This window comes from Sphingobacterium allocomposti (assembly GCF_008124885.1).
In the GTDB taxonomy this organism is placed as follows: domain Bacteria; phylum Bacteroidota; class Bacteroidia; order Sphingobacteriales; family Sphingobacteriaceae; genus Sphingobacterium; species Sphingobacterium allocomposti.
In genome coordinates this window covers 81,090-99,198 of record NZ_VNHX01000018.1, presented here as the reverse complement: position 1 = coordinate 99,198, position 18,109 = coordinate 81,090, and the positions used below count along the sequence as shown (strand labels likewise).

At 46.7% G+C, this 18,109-nt stretch carries 13 protein-coding genes; 2 read left to right on the top strand and 11 right to left on the bottom strand.

Features of this window, described 5'->3' with window-relative positions; translation table 11 throughout:
* Positions 1 to 170: 170 nt before the first annotated feature.
* The 5 genes from typA to BC792_RS13190 all read right to left on the bottom strand — a co-directional run bounded on the left by typA (position 171) and on the right by BC792_RS13190 (position 6,584).
* A complete protein-coding gene (typA, locus tag BC792_RS13210; RefSeq protein WP_148909487.1) occupies positions 171 to 1,976 on the bottom strand; it encodes a translational GTPase TypA in 1,806 nt (601 codons plus the stop codon).
* A 94-nt stretch (positions 1,977 to 2,070) separates the two neighbouring features.
* Positions 2,071 to 3,318 (bottom strand): serpin family protein, encoded by a 1,248-nt coding sequence (locus BC792_RS13205; RefSeq protein WP_148909486.1) that lies wholly within the window; start codon positions 3,316 to 3,318, stop codon positions 2,071 to 2,073.
* A gap of 74 nt (positions 3,319 to 3,392) precedes the next feature.
* Complete coding sequence (gene kbl / locus BC792_RS13200) at positions 3,393 to 4,580, bottom strand: glycine C-acetyltransferase (RefSeq protein WP_148909485.1); 1,188 nt, start codon at positions 4,578 to 4,580, stop codon at positions 3,393 to 3,395.
* Between the two features lie 263 nt (positions 4,581 to 4,843).
* Positions 4,844 to 6,091 carry an ABC transporter permease gene (locus tag BC792_RS13195; protein WP_148909484.1) on the bottom strand — a complete coding sequence of 416 codons (1,248 nt, stop codon included), beginning with the start codon at positions 6,089 to 6,091 and terminating at the stop codon, positions 4,844 to 4,846.
* A 79-nt stretch (positions 6,092 to 6,170) separates the two neighbouring features.
* Entirely contained in the window at positions 6,171 to 6,584 is a 414-nt protein-coding gene (locus BC792_RS13190; protein WP_148909483.1) for a DUF2147 domain-containing protein, read from the bottom strand.
* Between the two features lie 272 nt (positions 6,585 to 6,856).
* Between BC792_RS13190 and BC792_RS13185 the strand changes: the two genes are divergently transcribed.
* Complete coding sequence (locus BC792_RS13185; protein ID WP_170250033.1) at positions 6,857 to 7,207, top strand: phage holin family protein; 351 nt, start codon at positions 6,857 to 6,859, stop codon at positions 7,205 to 7,207.
* On the opposite strand, the gene BC792_RS13180 is transcribed toward BC792_RS13185, so the two are convergent.
* The 6 genes from BC792_RS13180 to BC792_RS13155 all read right to left on the bottom strand — a co-directional run bounded on the left by BC792_RS13180 (position 7,208) and on the right by BC792_RS13155 (position 16,623).
* Positions 7,208 to 8,203, bottom strand: a complete 996-nt coding sequence (locus BC792_RS13180) for an FAD:protein FMN transferase (protein ID WP_246155056.1) — start codon at positions 8,201 to 8,203, stop codon at positions 7,208 to 7,210. It lies immediately after the preceding gene.
* Positions 8,172 to 10,352, bottom strand: coding sequence for a PepSY domain-containing protein (locus BC792_RS13175; RefSeq protein WP_148909482.1), 2,181 nt, complete (start codon positions 10,350 to 10,352; stop codon positions 8,172 to 8,174). Before BC792_RS13175 ends, BC792_RS13180 begins: the two co-directional genes overlap by 32 nt.
* A 10-nt stretch (positions 10,353 to 10,362) precedes the next feature.
* Positions 10,363 to 10,845, bottom strand: coding sequence for a DUF2271 domain-containing protein (locus BC792_RS13170; RefSeq protein ID WP_148909481.1), 483 nt, complete (start codon positions 10,843 to 10,845; stop codon positions 10,363 to 10,365).
* A 269-nt stretch (positions 10,846 to 11,114) separates the two neighbouring features.
* Positions 11,115 to 12,665 carry an ankyrin repeat domain-containing protein gene (locus BC792_RS13165; protein WP_148909480.1) on the bottom strand — a complete coding sequence of 517 codons (1,551 nt, stop codon included), beginning with the start codon at positions 12,663 to 12,665 and terminating at the stop codon, positions 11,115 to 11,117.
* 63 nt (positions 12,666 to 12,728) lie between these two features.
* Complete coding sequence (locus tag BC792_RS13160; protein ID WP_148909479.1) at positions 12,729 to 14,129, bottom strand: hypothetical protein; 1,401 nt, start codon at positions 14,127 to 14,129, stop codon at positions 12,729 to 12,731.
* A gap of 22 nt (positions 14,130 to 14,151) precedes the next feature.
* Positions 14,152 to 16,623 (bottom strand): TonB-dependent receptor, encoded by a 2,472-nt coding sequence (locus BC792_RS13155; protein WP_148909478.1) that lies wholly within the window; start codon positions 16,621 to 16,623, stop codon positions 14,152 to 14,154.
* A gap of 91 nt (positions 16,624 to 16,714) precedes the next feature.
* Between BC792_RS13155 and BC792_RS13150 the strand changes: the two genes are divergently transcribed.
* Positions 16,715 to 17,623 carry a helix-turn-helix domain-containing protein gene (locus BC792_RS13150; RefSeq protein ID WP_148909477.1) on the top strand — a complete coding sequence of 303 codons (909 nt, stop codon included), beginning with the start codon at positions 16,715 to 16,717 and terminating at the stop codon, positions 17,621 to 17,623.
* The last annotated feature ends 486 nt before the right edge of the window (positions 17,624 to 18,109 follow it).

Sequence of the window (18,109 nt, the reverse complement as noted above, 5' to 3'; positions counted from 1 at the left end):
TTTTGTTGGGTAGAGAGCATCCTGATGTCCGTTAAAGCCTACATTAAGATACGAAAAAAGGAGCAGAAAACTGCTGTTTTCCACTCCTTTTTTTAACCTTTTTTCTAAGGGGACTTTTTCAGTGCCCTTTGATAGGAGAGGCTCTTTTCCATGCTATATGGTACAGTTCGCTATTGGAACTTCTTTGCGTTTATTTTTCGTTCGTTCTCCGTCAGATAGATCTTACGCAGACGGATCGATTGCGGCGTTACCTCGATGTACTCGTCCGCCTGAATGTATTCCATACATTCTTCGAGCGAGAATTTGATGGCCGGCGCGATGCGCACGTTATCGTCCGATCCGGAGGCCCGCATGTTTGTCAGCTGCTTACCTTTTGTTACGTTGATCGTTAAATCGTTATCACGGATATGTTCGCCGAGGATCTGGCCTTCATAGATATCGACGCCGGGGTCGACAAAGAAGCGGCCGCGGTCCTGCAGCTTATCGATAGAATATGCGGTTGTGGTACCTGTATCCAACGAAATTAATACACCCGCCAAACGTCCCGGAATGGTACCTTTCCATGGTTCGTACCCTTTCAGCCTGTGGGCCATAACAGCTTCACCCGCTGTTGCAGTTAAAACGTTGTTACGTAGACCGATAATACCACGTGATGGGATCGAGAATTCCAGATGCTGCATTTCTCCCTTGCTCTCCATCACTAACAGCTCTCCTTTACGTTGTGTCACCAGCTCGATAACCTTACCTGAAACATCCGCGGGAACGTCAACAACCAATTCTTCAATTGGCTCACATTTTACGCCATCTATTTCCTTAACGATTACCTGTGGCTGGCCAACCTGCAATTCATATCCCTCGCGACGCATTGTCTCGATCAATACCGACAAATGGAGGATACCACGTCCGTATACGAGCCACGCATCGGGAGACTCGGTCGGCACAACACGTAGAGCAAGGTTCTTTTCCAGCTCTTTTTGCAAACGGTCATAAATATGTCTGGAGGTAACAAACTTACCCTCCTTGCCGAAGAACGGCGAATTGTTAATGGTAAATAGCATATTCATGGTAGGCTCATCGATATGCATGACCTCCAGTTGTTCCGGATTTTCAAAATCCGCAATTGTGTCGCCTATATCGAAGCCTTCGATACCCACCACCGCACAGATGTCGCCGGCGTGTACCTCTGTCACTTTAATACGTCCTAGCCCCTCAAAAACCTGCAGCTCCTTCACACGGGATTTCACAATCTTCCCGTCGCGTTTTACCAAGGACACCGGCTGATTTTCTTTGATGGTTCCGCGGGCTACCCGTCCGATTGCTATACGCCCAACGAATGTGGAATAGTCTAACGACGTCACCTGCATTTGCAATGTACCTTCGGAGACCTTCGGAGCAGGTATATGTGTTAATATAGCTTCTAAAAGGTCGGTAAAGTCTGTTGTGGGCTGCTTCCAGTCGGTGGACATCCAGCCTTGCTTTGATGAACCATAAAGAACAGGGAAGTCCAATTGCTCTTCGGTAGCTCCGAGATTAAAGAAAAGGTCAAATACATTTTCGTACACCTCGTCAGGCCGACAGTTCTCTTTGTCTACCTTGTTTACAACAACGATGGGCTTGATGCCCAATGCTAACGCCTTACCTGTCACGAAACGGGTTTGGGGCATAGGGCCTTCAAACGCGTCCACAAGCAACACCACGCCGTCAGCCATCTTCAATACGCGCTCTACTTCTCCTCCGAAATCGGCGTGACCAGGAGTATCGATAATATTAATTTTGGTGTCCTTATATTTTACCGATACATTCTTTGAAACGATGGTTATTCCGCGCTCCCGCTCCAAGTCGTTGTTGTCCAGAATGAGCTCACCTGCATTTTCGTTTTCACGAAACTGATTGGTGAAATATAAGATTTTATCAACGAGGGTAGTTTTACCGTGGTCAACGTGTGCGATGATCGCAATATTTCTGATGTTTTGCATTGAGCGATAATGTATTATAAAAATTTTGAGGTGCAAAGATAATTATTTTGCCCCTCAAATTTTTATTTTTTGGATTATTATTTTATTAAGCCGCTCATCTTCCCGCTGTCTCGCCGCTCACCGGATTGTTTATTTTTCCGATAAACAGGACCAGATTGCTTTTGTTTTCTTTGATAACGAATATAAAAGGCCGATCAAATCTCACTTCTGGCGGCGTACTCGTTACCTCTACACCTACACTTGTTACCGCAGCAGCTTCCGTCCCCTCCTCATCCACCTCGATAAACGCTTTATGCTTCACCTCCGAAATTTTTGCAGGTTTGTCCGAAAGGTTTGAAAAATCAGCATCATCTTGGAAGGCCATCCCCATCCCCATTTGTGTCAGCACGTCGTTTAGATCCTGCTCATAGTAGAACTTAAATTTGGGGAGGTACAAATTCATCAACGTCGGCTGAAATTTCGCAGACTCTGACCCTAAGGCTCCGATAAACTCCGCCAGCTTCACGGCACTCCAATTCCCTCCGAGTGCATCTGTAGGCTGTATTAGCAACATGCTGAACCGTTTGTTCGTATATGGTATTTCGATAGCCAGAACACCCGCGGGGCCCATTGTCAACATGCCGTAGGAATGTCGCCTGTGCATAAAATCGGCCTGAACGGTCCCGCCCGTAGGAAGGTGAAAGGCCGCTTTCTTTGTGTCTTTCTTATCGAACTTTTGCTCCCACATCCCTTTAAAATATATAGCGTTAATGAGATAAGCGAGATCCCGTGCGGACGTAGATTCGAGTATTTTATCAATTTTGCTCCTCGTCTTCTCTTTCACCCAATTGTTGACAACATCCTTCGCGTTCGGGTCTGAAAAATCCAATTTCCCTACTCTAGCATCATAAAACTGCTCGTTTATTTTCAGGAAATCCGGGTTCACCGGCACGTTTTGGCTGTGCCAAATGGCATTTCCGATATGCAGCTCTGTTTGCGATTCTACCAAAGGAAGCCCTTTAATCAGCGTCTGGTAATAAGTGTTGAGCTGTGCGTCGCCGATCTGATCAAATCTGAAAACTTTAGAAATAGCTTCTTTTGTTTCTCCACCAGCCCCATTATAGACCATCGCCATGGCAGTGCTAATACCAAAAGGAGAAAGGAACGCATTGTTACCGTTATGCGAGTCCTTTGTCACTTCTAGAAAAAAGTTTGCGGTGAACGCATTGGTCCGCTTAATTTGCTGCTGATCCGTGTCGCTGAGCTGTAGTTCTTGTCCGGGAATATAATTACCGTTATCACCCTTTTCGCATGACATAAAGGTGGCTGTGGATAACATCGCCGTAAGTATTACGTTCTTCATAATTTTACCGTTAAACTGCTTAATATTTAAACATAACGAGAAATGATCATGAAATGCGACAGCGCTTCGCGGCTTTAAATCACCCCAAGGTCTTTACCTACTTTCGTAAACGCGGCAATCGCCTTGTCCAGGTGCTCCACTTCGTGGGCGGCTGATATCTGTACGCGGATACGTGCCTTTCCCTGTGGCACAACCGGATAGTAGAATCCGATCACGTAGATACCCTCTTCGAGCATCCTCGCAGCAAATTCCTGCGCGAGTTTAGCCTCATACAACATAACCGGCACAATCGGATGGAACCCAGGTTTAATATCAAACCCGGCTGCTACCATCTTTTCACGGAAATAACCTGTGTTATGCTCAAGCTTATCGCGCAGATCGGTCGTTTCGCTCAGCATATCCAATACAGCCACGGAGGCTCCCGCTATCGCCGGAGCCAGCGTATTTGAGAAAAGATAAGGACGCGAGCGTTGTCTCAACATATCGATAATTTCTTTACGTCCCGACGTGAAGCCACCTGACGCGCCGCCGAGTGCCTTGCCCAGTGTCCCTGTAATAATATCTACACGATCCATCACATCGAACAGTTCGTGTGTACCGCGTCCTGTTCTACCGATAAAGCCTGAACAATGGGACTCGTCGATCATTACCAATGCTTCGTATTTGTCGGCCAGATCGCAGATCTTATCCAGGGGTGCCACGGAGCCGTCCATGGAGAAAGCACCGTCGGTGACGATGATCTTGTGCCGTGCCCCTGCTGCGGCCTTTAACTGCGCTTCTAGATCGTCCATATCGCAGTTCTTGTACCGAAAGCGCTGCGCCTTGCATAAACGGACACCATCGATAATAGAAGCGTGGTTCAGCTCGTCAGAAATGATAGCATCTTCCGCTCCGAATAGTGGCTCAAACACTCCTCCATTCGCGTCGAACGCGGCTGCGTATAAGATCGTATCTTCTGTACCTAAAAAGGTGGAAATCTTGGTTTCTAACTCTTTATGTAGGTCCTGTGTTCCGCAGATAAATCGTACCGACGACATTCCATATCCATGCGAATCAATAGCCTTCTTCGCTGCTTCTATTACCTTGGGATGAGAAGACAGCCCCAGATAGTTGTTGGCGCAGAAATTTATCACTTCCTGCCCTGTATTCACCTGAATGTCTGCCCCCTGCGGCGTGACAATGATTCGCTCTTCCTTATATAAACCCGCCTCCTTGATGGCTGCAAGTTCTTTTTCCAATGCCGGTTTTAACGTTTTGTACATATTAGAAATTAAAAGTTAGAATTTTTAAAAATTAGACGTTAAAGTCAATGATCAAAAGACGTATTTTGATACTACGAAGATAGCGCTTATTTTAGAATAACGCAGGAAAGGCTCCACGACAAAATCCGTTTTCAGAAAAAAGTTATTTTTTATCCGGAAGTTTCGGCAGGCGCAGCCTGGCAAAATCGCTTTGGCTCTCAGAATACGAATATGACAAATGACAACCGGCGTGCACACCGCAGGAAGCTGGCGGGGCGCACTGTTTATTCGTAGCGCAGAGCCTCTACGGGGTCGAGTTTCGAGGCTTTCGACGCCGGGTAATACCCCGAGATCATGCCCACCCCTACGCAGACGGATAGTCCCAGTAACATCCACTTCCACGGCACAATAAAGTCTGCTCCCAATGTTAACGCGAGCAGGTTGCCTATGGCAATACCGAGAACGATGCCCGCGATTCCGCCCATTACGCATATTACAATGGCCTCCATAAGAAACTGCTTCCGGATAACGGTCGGTGTTGCTCCTATCGCCTTACGGACACCTATCTCCCGGGTGCGCTCGGTTACGGAAACCAGCATAATATTCATGAGACCTATAGAGGCTCCAACCAGCGTTATAAAGGCGATAACGATTGCGCCGACGGTGACTAAAGCCAGATTTTGCATCAATATCTGGGCCACCGCATCGGACTTTACAATTTCAAAGTCATTCGTTTGTTTCGCGTTTAATCCGCGCACCTTCCGAAAGGTCGCAATAGCCTCCCCCTCTGCGCCATCCATCTTAAAGGGATCGGTTGTCATCACCGTGATGGTATAGGAGGGGTTAACCTGTCCCATCATAGCCCTACCGCGGGATAAGGGGACAAAGCAGGCTTTATCTGCTCCGAAACCCGCGCTGGACCCCTTACTTTCGAGCACGCCGACAACGGTAAAACGATCGCCACCCAAGGTTATATATTCCCCGACAGGGCTCTTGTTGTTCTTAAACAGCTTGCTTTTAACCTCCTGACCGATGATCACCACACTTGTGGCATTATCAACATCCTGAGCGGTCAGGTTCCGGCCGTCTTCCAATTTGTATCCCGATGTCTGGAGGTAGTTTTCGTCGACACCAAGCACACCGATGTTAGGATTGGTCTTTTCGGCCTTATATTTTGCCGTGGCTCCCCATGTGACATTTGCGCTCAACGATACCACGGCGTCGAAGTCGAAGCGACGCTTAAAATCGAGCGCGTCCTGATACGTTATAGAAGGAAACACCTTGGCCTGACTGCCGGAGTCGCCTATGCGGACATTCACGCCCCGATTCCGGATATTAAACGAGTTGGACCCCATCGATGAGAAAGAGTTCGTGAGCGAGCTCTGGATAGCATCTATAGAGGTTAATACTCCGATCAGCGCCATAATACCGATTGCGATGATTAACGCCGTTAAAAAGGTACGCAACTTGTTGCTGATAATCGATTGCAGCGCAAGTTTGACATTCTCGACGTAAGACATGTTAACGGACATGGCAAGTTGTTTTCACCAAAGTACGGTAAAAAGTAAAAATTTAAAAGTAAAAAATTTAAAAAGAGGCGTTTCCCGACGGCTACTCTATACGCTTCCAGGTCTCCGTTCTGCCGAGGAGCGACACGCCTAGATATCCTCTAATATCCAGCTTGTCGGGTCCCTTAACCGTCATTTTACAGCTATACGTTTTCCCCGACTTCGGGTCGTAAATCTGTCCTCCCGAATAGTTCTGTCCATCCCTCGTAAAGCCGGACAGAATTTCAAGCCCCTGAATCTTTCTGTTCCGCAGCTTCGCGTCAGGATTTTTTTCGTCTTTTTTGTTCGCGTCCTTGATCCAATAGAGTTTACCGAAGTATTTATCTCCCTTTTTGTAAATCTCTATCTTTCCTTCTCCGCTTGGATTTTGCCACTTCCCGAGTATGGGGTCGGCATTCTGCGCAAATGCAAAAATAGAAACAAGCAAGGCGCAACAGGTCGTCATTAAACTTTTCATCTTTCCGAATATTTTTGGTTATTCTTTCGTGTTTCTCTTTCTGACAAACGTATTCATTCGCAAAAGCTTGAGCCAGCAAGTGGATAACTGCGATCCTTGACGTTTGTCACGAAAGTTTCGTTTATAATCGTTCCTTTAAAGATAGACAATTTTCCGCAGAATGTCGGCGTCCATCTCCGGACTTTTTATATCTTTTTTTATAGACATAATTTTCTGTTTTTTGGCATTTTTTTTGACCAGTCATACACATTGTTAGATGTAAACCATAGCGTATGCGATTTATTATCAGTTTGTTTATTACGGGCCTTGTAATTGCTGTAGCAGCATTTATTGTTCCGGGAGCTCAGGTGGCAGGATTTGGATGGGCAATAGTAACCGGTTTGGTCATAGGATTTGTCAATGCCGTTGTAGGTGGCATCTTACGGATTTTCACGTTTCCGCTAAACTGGCTTACGTTCGGCTTGGTGTCGTTTATTATTACGGTGCTCATGATCATGCTGACGGACAACCTTATGGGAAGTAAATTCGATGTAAGCGGCTTCTGGACGGCGACGCTTTTTGCGATTGTTGTGGCAGTGATCGAGATGATTATGGGGCGGATCATGGGCGATAAGGCCGATTGATCAGCGTCTCCTCTTATCTTTCACAATGATTGCCCGGTATTCCGGAAATTGCTTTAGCAGCCTTTTACCCTCGCGGCTACCCAGGACCATGATCGACGTGCTCAGAAAGTTGGCAAATTCGGCGGAAGGGCCCGACACGGTAACGCTAGCCAGTTCACTGGATGGCCATCCCGTTTTAGGATTAATAATATGTGCATAACGTTTGCCGTCTATCTCGGCAAACTTTTCATTGTTCCCAGAGGTAGCAACGGAATTAAAGGTGATGTGTAGTATCCTGGACACGTCGTATGCCTTGAACGGGTTACGCACGCCGATCTTCCAGGGCTGACCGTCAGGCTGTGTGCCCCAGGCGGAAAGGTCTCCGGAGGCGTTAACAATTCCTCCCCTTACGCCCAAGGCCCGGAGGAGCTCTCGGCCTTTATCTGCTGCATAGCCCTTGCCAATTGAACCGAAGCCTATTTTCATGCCCTTCTTCTCCAGAAAAATGGTTTTTTTCACGGTGTCTAAGACAATATGCCGATATCCGACACGCTTCACCGATCGACGGATTGCCTCGTCAGACGGCAGCCGATCCATGCTTCCATCAAATACCCAAACTTTGTCCAAAGCAGCAATACTGATGTCAAACGCCCCGTCAGTAAGTTGGGAATAATGGATGGCCCGGCGTGTAAGCTCAAAAACTTCGTCATCCACTTTCACAGGGCGGATGCCGGCGCACCTGTTTACCTCGGAAATCTGTGTATGCGGACGCCACTCGGAGATGAGGTTTTCGATACGTTCGATCTCTGCAGCGGCCTTGTCAATATACTGAAGAGCCTGTGTACTGTCCCGATCGACGACGGTGATATCGAAAAGCGATCCCATCTTGGTGAGCTGCTTTTTGACCAGAAGCTGGGCGTCAGCCGTCGGGACACCTATACCACAAAGGAAAATCAGTATTACCGTTACACACTTCATCATCACGTTAATAACAATCCGTGAGAATTTGCCTGCCATAAGAGGTCAGATCTTTAGCACATATCCCCGCAAGAAGCTGTTCTATATCTTTCTGCATAGCCAGCGATCCACAGATCATGACAACACCGCCGCTCTCTAGCAGGTCACGGAAAAAATCTGCATCTTTCCGTACCAGGTCCATCACGTACTGCGGATTGTCGCCACGCGAAAAAGCAATGTTAAAGCCAGCTAACCTACCGTCCGCGATTTCCTGCTGAGCAAACCTATGATATTGCTCGGTGAGCGCGTTGCCGTGGCGAAAGCCGACATAAAGACGGATTGGTCGTTTCTTCCTGTTTTCCGCAATCATGCCCAAAAACGGAGCAATACCGGTGCCGTTGGCAATCATCGCAACTGCAGGTGCCTTGGTAGGAAAATGAAATCCCTTATTGACTATTATCCGGCCTTTGATCCGCGCTTCTTTCTCTAAACGATAAAGGAAAGAGGAACCCAGCCCATCCGGATGCAGCTTAACCATCAGCTGTATATCGTTTCCGACCTTCGCGATGGAGTACAGCCGCTCGCGGCCATCGTCGCCGGGATAAATGGCCAGGAGGTCACCCGACTGAAACGAGCGTCTGCGTTGCGGCCGAAGCACCACCCTAAATGTTGCATTATCCTCACTGACGGCCGTCTTTTCGAGAACAGAAAAGGTTTTTAGACCCGTTATTTTAGAGGTATATAGCGCTGGAGTAAGGTCGATACGGAAAGGCATTTGACTGCTCCAGGCACGGCCCCAACTTAAGAATTCCTCGACCGACCGATCGTTGACCGTACAGACGCCGAGCTGCTGTACCGCCCAGCCTTGCTTTGACAACAGCGTATCGACGCTTTTGGCGTATGCACAAAAATCCGGATAAGCCTTTGATCCGAATCCGACTACCGAATACCGCACAGAATGGCGCTGCGGAAATTTCGAAACGAGCTTTTCAAACTGTACCGCGTTAGCCGGCGCCGTTCCTAAACCATAGGTTGAGCTGAAGATTAGGAGATGTGTGGCCTCCGGAAAGTATGCAAACCTGTTCATGTCGGTGAGAAAAGATTTTTGTCCCAAGGCAAGCAGCTGTTGATGTATTTTGTTGGCGAAAAACCATGTACTGCCATTTTCCGACCCTACTAAGATAACGTAATTCGCATTCGACGGGTTGAACTTGTTTTTGACTGTTGTTCCTTTCCTCCGGATGGTTATGGCAAAGCCGGTATACACAAAAAACAGGATGTTCAGCGATGCAAAACCTAGGATAACGGCCCAGATTACGCTTGTTCGTCCCGTGTGAAGGTCGAGGCTGAGCTTTTCAAGCAGCAGGCTATAGGGATACCGGATTTCTTCGACGATTGTGCCCGTAATCTGGTTAACCACCAGCTCGCGATCCCTGAGCTTCAGCACATAGTGTTCCTCCGGATCGTCCGGTACGAAGGGAAACTCTACTTTCTCCACGTCGGCAAGGAAAGTCTCCTGAAATACAGGAAAATCTACTGCTTGCCTGCCTTTCGTATCTTCACTGGCGACGATAGTAGCAATATTTCTATTTTGGCTTCCCACCAATCCCATTCTGACCATAAAAAGATAGGTGCCCGTTAAGGCAAGCAACAATACGGGAATAAGGAAAAGACGCCCGGTGACTACATGGAAATACTGGGAAAACGAATCTTTGTTGATCTTAGCAAAAAAATTCCGCAGGCCCTGCTGGCGTTTTGCAATCAGAACAACGCCTGAAATCGTGATGAGAAACAGTAGAAAGGAAACCACCCCCACAATGGCCCGGCCTGTCTCCTTGAGGAAAAGAGATCGGTGCAGCGCTATGTTCCATTGGACGAAGTCGCTTTGAGGTTTTAGTTCTCCAAGCATGGCGCCTGTCCTCGGGTCGATGTACCCCTTTACAGGCTCGCCGTTCTCGTCGAATGCATCGATTGCAACAAACTGATTATGGTCTACCGTTAGCTCGACGACTTCAGGATAGGTTTCCTGCAGCGCGTCCACGGTCTGGGCCAAGGTTATTTCCCCGAAGTCCCTCACCTTAAAGCCATATGTTTTTTCTTCGACGGCAGCGAAGGCCAGGATCACACCTGTAACCGATAGAATCAGCAAAAACAGCGAAGAGACAAGGGCTAAGGCCAGATGGGCATAGCGCCAGATAGATAGCGTCATCCTCGCAGCTTTATTGCACCTTGCTTAGTTTAACAAAACGGATATATCCACTACCCTCCGTACGTTTTACCAGCCCCTCAGGCGTTACCGCGAGCTCCACGTCTTTAACATGGTATTTCTGTTCCTCTACGGCCGACTCAAAGCGCAGTTTATATCCTTTATTCAGTTTTGAATCGTCGATTTCAAGGGTGCGCACGGCGCGGTCGCCCCCGCCCACGGACGCTCCGGTAACTGTATTGATTTTTTCCCGCGTCTTTGTCTGGAACTTATACCATTCCTTTAAGGTGTTGAACCACTGTTTGTCAGGGCCAAGTACGGCAAGTGTTTTTTCATATTCACCTTTGGGGTTGACCAGGGAAACAATGACATAGGCTTTTTCACCCTGATAAGCGGTCATTTGAATCATGCACTTGTACTTGCTGGTTTGCGCCAGCGTGAAATTTGCTACAAAGCAGAAAACAAACGCTACCGCCACTTTGTGTACTATTTTCATTATCAATTTTATTTGGCACACGACAAAACTAGCGTCATGTACTGTACAACTTTATTTTAAACCGTTCATAACATCGAAGAGGACTGGTTTTAAAACGTCATCCGACGACATCCCTCTTTTAAACGTTATTTCAACAACATCGGCAGGAGACCCAAGGGCCCCTCTCCGATAAATCTGAAAACGAATAGACGAGCTGAATTTACCTTGCAACTTCTTTCCGTCCTAACCGTAGTTTCTCCCTCGTCCTCGTCGAATGACGGTGAAGGGGATTACTTTAAGAAATCGACAGACACGTTGTTGCTTTTCAGAAAGTCGTTCTCCTGAGCAAGCTCATACGCGGTTTCATCAAACTCTGTTCTCAAGTCTTTTTTTGCGCCCAGCGCTACCAGCGTCTTGAGCAGCTCATCGTCTTTCGCTATTAAAGCCGCTTTGTGCAACGCTGTTGTTCCTTCGGCGTCCTGAGCGTTGATATCGGCACCTAGAGCTGCCGCTTTTTTAACGAGGGAAACGCTCTCTTTCGCCACGGCCAGGTGAAACAGCGAGCTTCCGTTGCCCTGCGGCTTCGTTACATCCAGTCCGTGATCTTTTAATAGAGCCAACTTCTCTGAAAAGTCGTCTACCTGCGGGCGACCAGACGCAGCGGCCTCCGGCCGTTGGCCCTGAGGAGCGCCCATCAAACCTCCGGCTCTGCCTTCGCGGAACGAGTTAAACCAATAAGACGCCAGGTTGTTTCCATCCCGATCAACCACCTGTACATCGGCACCTTTTTTTAATAACAACGCCACCACTTCCGCGGAGCTGTTGGCCACGGCCTTGGTCAATGCCGACTCGCCTTTATCGTTGACCGCATTAATGTCTGCAGTTTTTTCTATCAGCGTGGCAACCAATTCCGCGTCTCTTCCGGCAGCGGCATTCATCAACACCGTATTACCTTCTAAATCGCGTTTGTTGACGTCCACACCCTTCTCGAGAAAGTACTGGATTACCTCTGCATTGGGGCGGCGAACCAGCGGATGTAGAATTGTGGCGCCGTCTTTCGGATAGATCGCTTTCGGGTCGAGCTTAAGTTGTTCTACCAAATATTGATAGGTTTCAAGGCCGTTTTGGTGCATCCGTGAACCTTGTGTCGCAAAGAACAAGGCATTGTTCGTCGGCTTTATACCTTTAGCCACCAATTTTTCCATCAATGTCCTGTTGCCCAATTTCGCGGCATAGTCCACCGCCGTACTTCCGTATTCATCGGTGTCCGCATATGACAGCCCTTTAGACACAAGATAGTCAGATTTGGTAAGCTCGGGGTCTGTGGCGATCCCCAGCAATAACAACGTGGCACCATCGCCAAATTTCTGCTTCGGATCTACGCCCGCTTTAAAAAGGGCCTCCAGCACCGCCAGGTTATCACTGCTGTTACTTACGGCAGCATTCTCGGCCACAGAACGGCCGTGACTGTCATTCAGATGTATGTCTGAACCCTTTTCGATAAGGTAGGCCACTAAATCTGCGTTTCCTGTTCCCGCGGCCCAGTGCAGGTAGGAAGCACTGTGATGGGTCTTTTTGTGGACACCATTACCGTCGTATTCGACCATAAACTTAATAGTTTCCAGGGGAGCCCCATTCAGAATAGCTCTCGCTGTCGGGTCCCAGGAAGCTGCATCGGGCTCAGACGGGCTATTGCCTTTGGCTATTTCCGCTTTTACCTGTTCAATGGATGGTTTGGATTTCCAGAAATCGGGGTTCATTAGGGTATTGGAAGGAGCCGGTTGCTGCGCGGAAACAGTCAACGTTGCGAGCAGGAATGCGGATAAAATGATTTTTTTCATCTCTATTTTCTTTATAGTCAGGTAAAGCAAAGATACGCTTTACCTGATCTCATTGTTATACAATTAATAAGAACCAATATAATGCGCAAAAGAATATCCTTTTAATTTGGCTCCTTTTGTAACCTCTCCCGTTTTCCAATTGATCACCCACAAGTTGCCATCTTTGCCGGACGGAGATATCGGCGCGTAGACGTAATCGCCTACAGTAGTAATGTTCTGATATTGCCCTATAGCTGTAGACAAATCCTCATCGGCTTGTTGTATATCCGTGGTTATCGGCGTTGCTGTCTTGGCATTTAAATCGATCAATGCCAGATGAGCCCCACTTCCCCCTCTTCTATACAATACCACACCGATACCGCCTTTGATATATTTCCATACGGCTATGCCCGCATCATTTATACCCAAAGCCGTGTTCAGATTGAATTCATAAGAATCGTCATATTTATTGGTCGAACTACTAATGCGCAATATTTGATGCCCTGTACCGTGTGAAGCAGCCGCTTGGTAAACATGGCCATCGTCTGCTACATATTGATTTTTAGTTCTATAACCGTGATTATTAACGTGTGCTACTTCAGAAATGATAAATTCAGGGTTTCTGAACGACGGATAATCCATCACTAGCGTCACCGTTCCTATCTCCCTATTTGGATCAGTTGTTGTCCAAACGACCTGACCATTCGAATTTAATGTTGGCTTGGTAGGGTCTATCTTGCTCACATTACACCCGATATAAACCTTATCCTGCGCCTTATTTAGTACCGGCACATCAACACGACCCAATGTGTACCCCTGTGCAGCAAGCGCATCGGGAAATGCTACAGGGACTTGACGCGTATTGGTCATCCCAGGATCCTTAAGGTCCAAAGAAACAATAGAAACCGTCCGCACATTACGTACAAACGTGGCATTTAGCCCTGTTCCGGTGTATTCTGTGGTTAATGTTTCGCCATCTGAATTAACCGCGATACCGATCTCATCTGTTGATTTAACCCACCGCGGGTTGTTCCCCAATATGGGCTGAGTATTGACCTGTCTTCCGACCATTTCATAGTTGCTCTGACCATTTACAGCATAGCTTGAAAATACGCCGGCATCATCCCCGGTATACTGGATATCCCATAAGGTTGATCCATCTTCAGACGCTTGTATACGGGATGTACGGGGAGAAGTAATTTGAAAGCCTCTATTTGCTCCAGTGTGGATATCCAATTCAAAAGTGGGGTCTATGGCCTGCTCGTGGGTTATACCATAGACGAAAATACCACCGTTACCATTAGCTGATGTAGGAGGCGCTCCCCCCGTCCCACTGGATTGCGCAGCAGCCAAGGTAATCCACCGTGTGCCTTCTTGTCCTCCCGGCTCGTCGGGATTGGGATCATTGTTTTTAGAACAACCAGCCAAAGATATGCTTGCTATAACTGCGCCATAAAGAGCCGTTTTGAATAAATTATTTTTCATACTATTAAGTAATTTATATTTTTTATAAAAATTTGTTGATCGTGTAATTTAGCTTTAGATATATACCCCTACCGGGCTTCTGTTTTTTAAAATTATCGTACAGCTCGCCATTAAACATATTTTTTATGTCAACACTAGCCACAAGCCTTTGCGACGGAAAACGGTAGCTCATCCCCAGGTCATGCATATATTGCGTAGGCGTAATCCCCCAGTTTGGATTGCCCCAAGCAATATTATAGGAATGCACATAACCAAAATTGTAGTACAAATTCAATACGGATTTTTGTTGAAAAACATTATTCAATCGATACTGTGTATTCAAGTTGATATTAAAGTAAGGCTCGTTGGCAACCTGCTGATTATGGTAAGGGCTTGGATTGCCCTGATCGTCAAATTCCTGCTTGTAAAGGTTGTTAAACTTGGAAAAGTTAAACACGGTATTCCACCTGTTATTCCATATGTATATTATCTCTGCTTCAAAACCTCGTGCCTGGGTCATACCGAGATTGATAAATCTTGTGACATCCAACGTTGCATTATCAACGTTGTCGATTTCGGACGCGTCGAGTGTTTCTGTTGCTATTTTATCATAGCCGTTACGCCAAAATGCGCTGGCATACACGGATACTCTATGTTTGTCAAAATCGAAAGCGTCCGTACGGACGCCCAGATTAAAGTTTGCGTTCCTCTCCGGTTTCAGATCAAGATTTGAGATGATATTTTGTTCGGGCTCTCCAAACATCTGTGTTTCGGTCGGAGAAACGTACGAATTTTCATGCGATGTTACCAGATACAATCTGGAAGCAAATTTAAACGCCAGTGCGAAGGCATATCCGATGTTGTCTGAATAAATAGAGGTATCCCTGCTATGGATGACCTGCTGTCCGCCTTGATTCACGAAATCCACTCTTCGTTGATTATTGCGGTCTCCCGTGTATTTCAGTTGGGCGTTTGTTCTCACCCTATCCTGCCAAAACTGAGCTTCATAGTTAAATGCCAATATATTCTGAATATTTTGGCTGGTAGTCACCAAATCTTTGTCAACCGGGTTCAATAAATCATTATCATCTCTATCTGTTTTTCGATAGGTATGGTTTAGCGACAATCTATGTCCGGGGAGTACGGTATAGGCTAAGTTGGAACGCGAATTGATTATGTTCCGGTCCACGCTAGTCATCGTTGGCCTTCCCTGTTGCGCCATATAGCGTATCTGACCGAGTTCATCCGTATAAATCCTCCGAAGGGGTTTACGCTCGCCATCGTCGATTATCTCACGAATCGTGTTATCCCAGTTGTACAGATAAGTCACGGTATCTTGCAAATAGGTATTCCTGTTGCTCGCTGTAGCGTTCACATTTAAGGTCAGCCCTTCCACAAACAAATTGTTTTTAAGATAATTTAGGCTAAGGACATTGGCCTTGCTTTCATTAAAACGTCCTACATAAGGTGTTGCCATAGATATGCCATGTGGCACTTCTGCATAGCTTTTGGAAATGTTATATCCGAGGAAAAAGACATCCGCCCATTTGACGTCTGTAAAGCCAGCTTCAAAACGCCCTCCTGTTGAATAATAGACGTTGTTGAAACGTTCGGCTCGAAACGGCCGAGTTACAGCTCCCCGGTAATCTACATAAGTCGTCGATTCTCCCCACGTTGTATAGCTATTGTCTGAATGCGTGTGAAAGCCGCTTCCGCGAAAAGTAAATCCAGATTTATTATCTCTATAAATTGCACTTGCATCGGTATTATAGGTATTAAAAGACCCATAGGATGCCGCGACAGTTATATTATTTTGGGAAAAATCTTTCTTCAAGACAACATTTATCGCTCCACCGATATAATTTCCTGATAAATGTGCGGGTAACACACCTTTGTAGACTTCGATTCGTTCAATCATCGCCGGCGGAATATTATTCAAATTAAAAGATGAGCCAAAAGTCGAGGATTCTATACCGTCTATGAATATCCCGATAGTACTCCCGGACATCCCGTTCAAATTATAATCTACCTGTGAACCCACACCACCATTTTGTCTTACGCGCACACCGACGGCGCGATCCAAAAGTTCGTTGGTCGTGAGGTTTCTAAGCGAGGCTTCTTTGGTTTCGATAACCGCGACTGCAAATCCGCTTGTTTCTATATCCCTTTTCACGGTCTTACCCTCTATTCGTACATCTTCAATACCGATCGTTCCTTTTGCTTTCACCGTTATATGGCGTTCCTGCACTTCCTGGTCGATATTTATGGCAATCCGTTCACGGTGTACTTCTACGGAGCTTACTTCCAGCATATGTTTTCCATAGGGAACGCGATCTAAGACATAAGCGCCTCTTTCATCCGACATGACGGTCAGTGCAGTTCCTATAACTTTCAGTGTCGCCCCATTAACCGCGTCGCCACCGGATGTCCTCACCACTCCTTTCAGCGTCCCAAACTGCGCAAAAGCCGAAGTAAACGCGCTAAAAAATAGGATTACGGAAAAAAGCTGTTTCATTATACTAGATTAATGTACTATATTTGAACGTCTTTAGATCAAGTCTAAATTAGAGGACGACGCAAAAATAGAATTAATCTAAATAGCGTAGATGATAAAATTGGAAAATAATTATATAACTTCCGAAAATTATATCCCTTCAAAAAACGCGAGAAATTTTGAGAGGATCCATACGTCATTGGCATATGCCGTACTAGCCGAAAACGACAGTTTCGATTTGACATTTCCCGCTGCGGGGTACATTAATATATTCTGCCAGGTTTCCGTCCCTTTTTTTTACCACTTGGATAATTCACCCATAAGTGCTGAACAGAACGAAAGTATTATCCAGCAAATTGGCCCTGGGCAGCGATTCCGGCTAAAAGGGGCTCCCAGCAGCGAAGGCATGATGGTGGTTTTCATCCCTGAAGAAACGTTAACGGGCCCTCTTTGCCAGTTTTTACATGGCCGTGTAGCCGTCGCAGACACCAATCGCCTGCACCTCTTAAAACAGTTGGCTTTCGATCACCACCGATCCGAACATATCGCCAAAAGTATCCGTATGCAAAGCATCTTACTCGATGCACTGGCCCTCCAGCTCGAGGCGGTCTCATCCGGCACGGATACGGCCATTCACACGCCCTTATTGGAGAAGATCATGCAAGCGCAGAAACTGATCGAGCAGAATCTGTCCAGAAGCTATACCATCAGCGAGCTTGCGAAGGCTGTAGGAACGAACGAGCAGTATCTAAAAAAGTATTTTAAGCAGCACGTCGGCAAGACGATCATGCATTACACGCTGGAGACGAAAATGCTTTATGCCAAGAAGCTGATCTTAAATGACGACGTGCGGATCGCCGATGTGGCCCGGATGACCGGTTATAAGCATGCCACGCACTTCAGCATGAGTTTCAAGAAGTTTTTTGGGATATTACCTACCTCCCTCCGTTATCTTGTTTTCCTGCTACAGGGGGCTTCCGTAGAACTTACGGAGTTTGAAATACTCACGTTATTGCTGTGATGATAGAAGAAGCCTTAATGAAGACAATAAAAACCCGGCATCGCGACGCATAAGGTTTAAGAAAACAGACAAGCCAACATGACATTGGCATGCCAACCAAGCAAGGGAACTAAAATAGCAAAACAAATAGGGTTGCATACTATTGTGAATTTCTGGGTTCGGTAAAGAAACGCGGTCAAAGCTTTCTTTTGGTGCGTCCTGGGCTTCGACAGGCTCAGCCTGACATTGTCGAAGGACAACACATTTTCATTAAATGGTGTGTTCGACAAGCGCAACATGACAATTTTTTACCGTCGTTCCCTCAGATATGTATCGTATCTGGATAATTTATCATTCCTAAGTCCTATCTGGGCCGAACCATAGAGCGCGTGTGTTTCTATAGATACGATGTTAACGAGTAGCAGAATCACAAATACGAGATCGCCAAGAGAGGTACGACGCGACAACCGGACGCAGTGAGCTCATGAATGCCTTTGAAGACAGACA

Bases quoted from the DNA above. Each gene is read 5' to 3' on its own strand.
- typA (WP_148909487.1), bottom strand. From the start codon at position 1,976: ATGCAAAACATCAGAAATATTGCGATCATCGCACACGTTGACCACGGT.
- BC792_RS13205 (WP_148909486.1), bottom strand. From the start codon at position 3,318: ATGAAGAACGTAATACTTACGGCGATGTTATCCACAGCCACCTTTATG.
- kbl (WP_148909485.1), bottom strand. From the start codon at position 4,580: ATGTACAAAACGTTAAAACCGGCATTGGAAAAAGAACTTGCAGCCATC.
- BC792_RS13195 (WP_148909484.1), bottom strand. From the start codon at position 6,091: ATGTCCGTTAACATGTCTTACGTCGAGAATGTCAAACTTGCGCTGCAA.
- BC792_RS13190 (WP_148909483.1), bottom strand. From the start codon at position 6,584: ATGAAAAGTTTAATGACGACCTGTTGCGCCTTGCTTGTTTCTATTTTT.
- BC792_RS13185 (WP_170250033.1), top strand. From the start codon at position 6,857: ATGCGATTTATTATCAGTTTGTTTATTACGGGCCTTGTAATTGCTGTA.
- BC792_RS13180 (WP_246155056.1), bottom strand. From the start codon at position 8,203: ATGGCAGGCAAATTCTCACGGATTGTTATTAACGTGATGATGAAGTGT.
- BC792_RS13175 (WP_148909482.1), bottom strand. From the start codon at position 10,352: ATGACGCTATCTATCTGGCGCTATGCCCATCTGGCCTTAGCCCTTGTC.
- BC792_RS13170 (WP_148909481.1), bottom strand. From the start codon at position 10,845: ATGAAAATAGTACACAAAGTGGCGGTAGCGTTTGTTTTCTGCTTTGTA.
- BC792_RS13165 (WP_148909480.1), bottom strand. From the start codon at position 12,665: ATGAAAAAAATCATTTTATCCGCATTCCTGCTCGCAACGTTGACTGTT.
- BC792_RS13160 (WP_148909479.1), bottom strand. From the start codon at position 14,129: ATGAAAAATAATTTATTCAAAACGGCTCTTTATGGCGCAGTTATAGCA.
- BC792_RS13155 (WP_148909478.1), bottom strand. From the start codon at position 16,623: ATGAAACAGCTTTTTTCCGTAATCCTATTTTTTAGCGCGTTTACTTCG.
- BC792_RS13150 (WP_148909477.1), top strand. From the start codon at position 16,715: ATGATAAAATTGGAAAATAATTATATAACTTCCGAAAATTATATCCCT.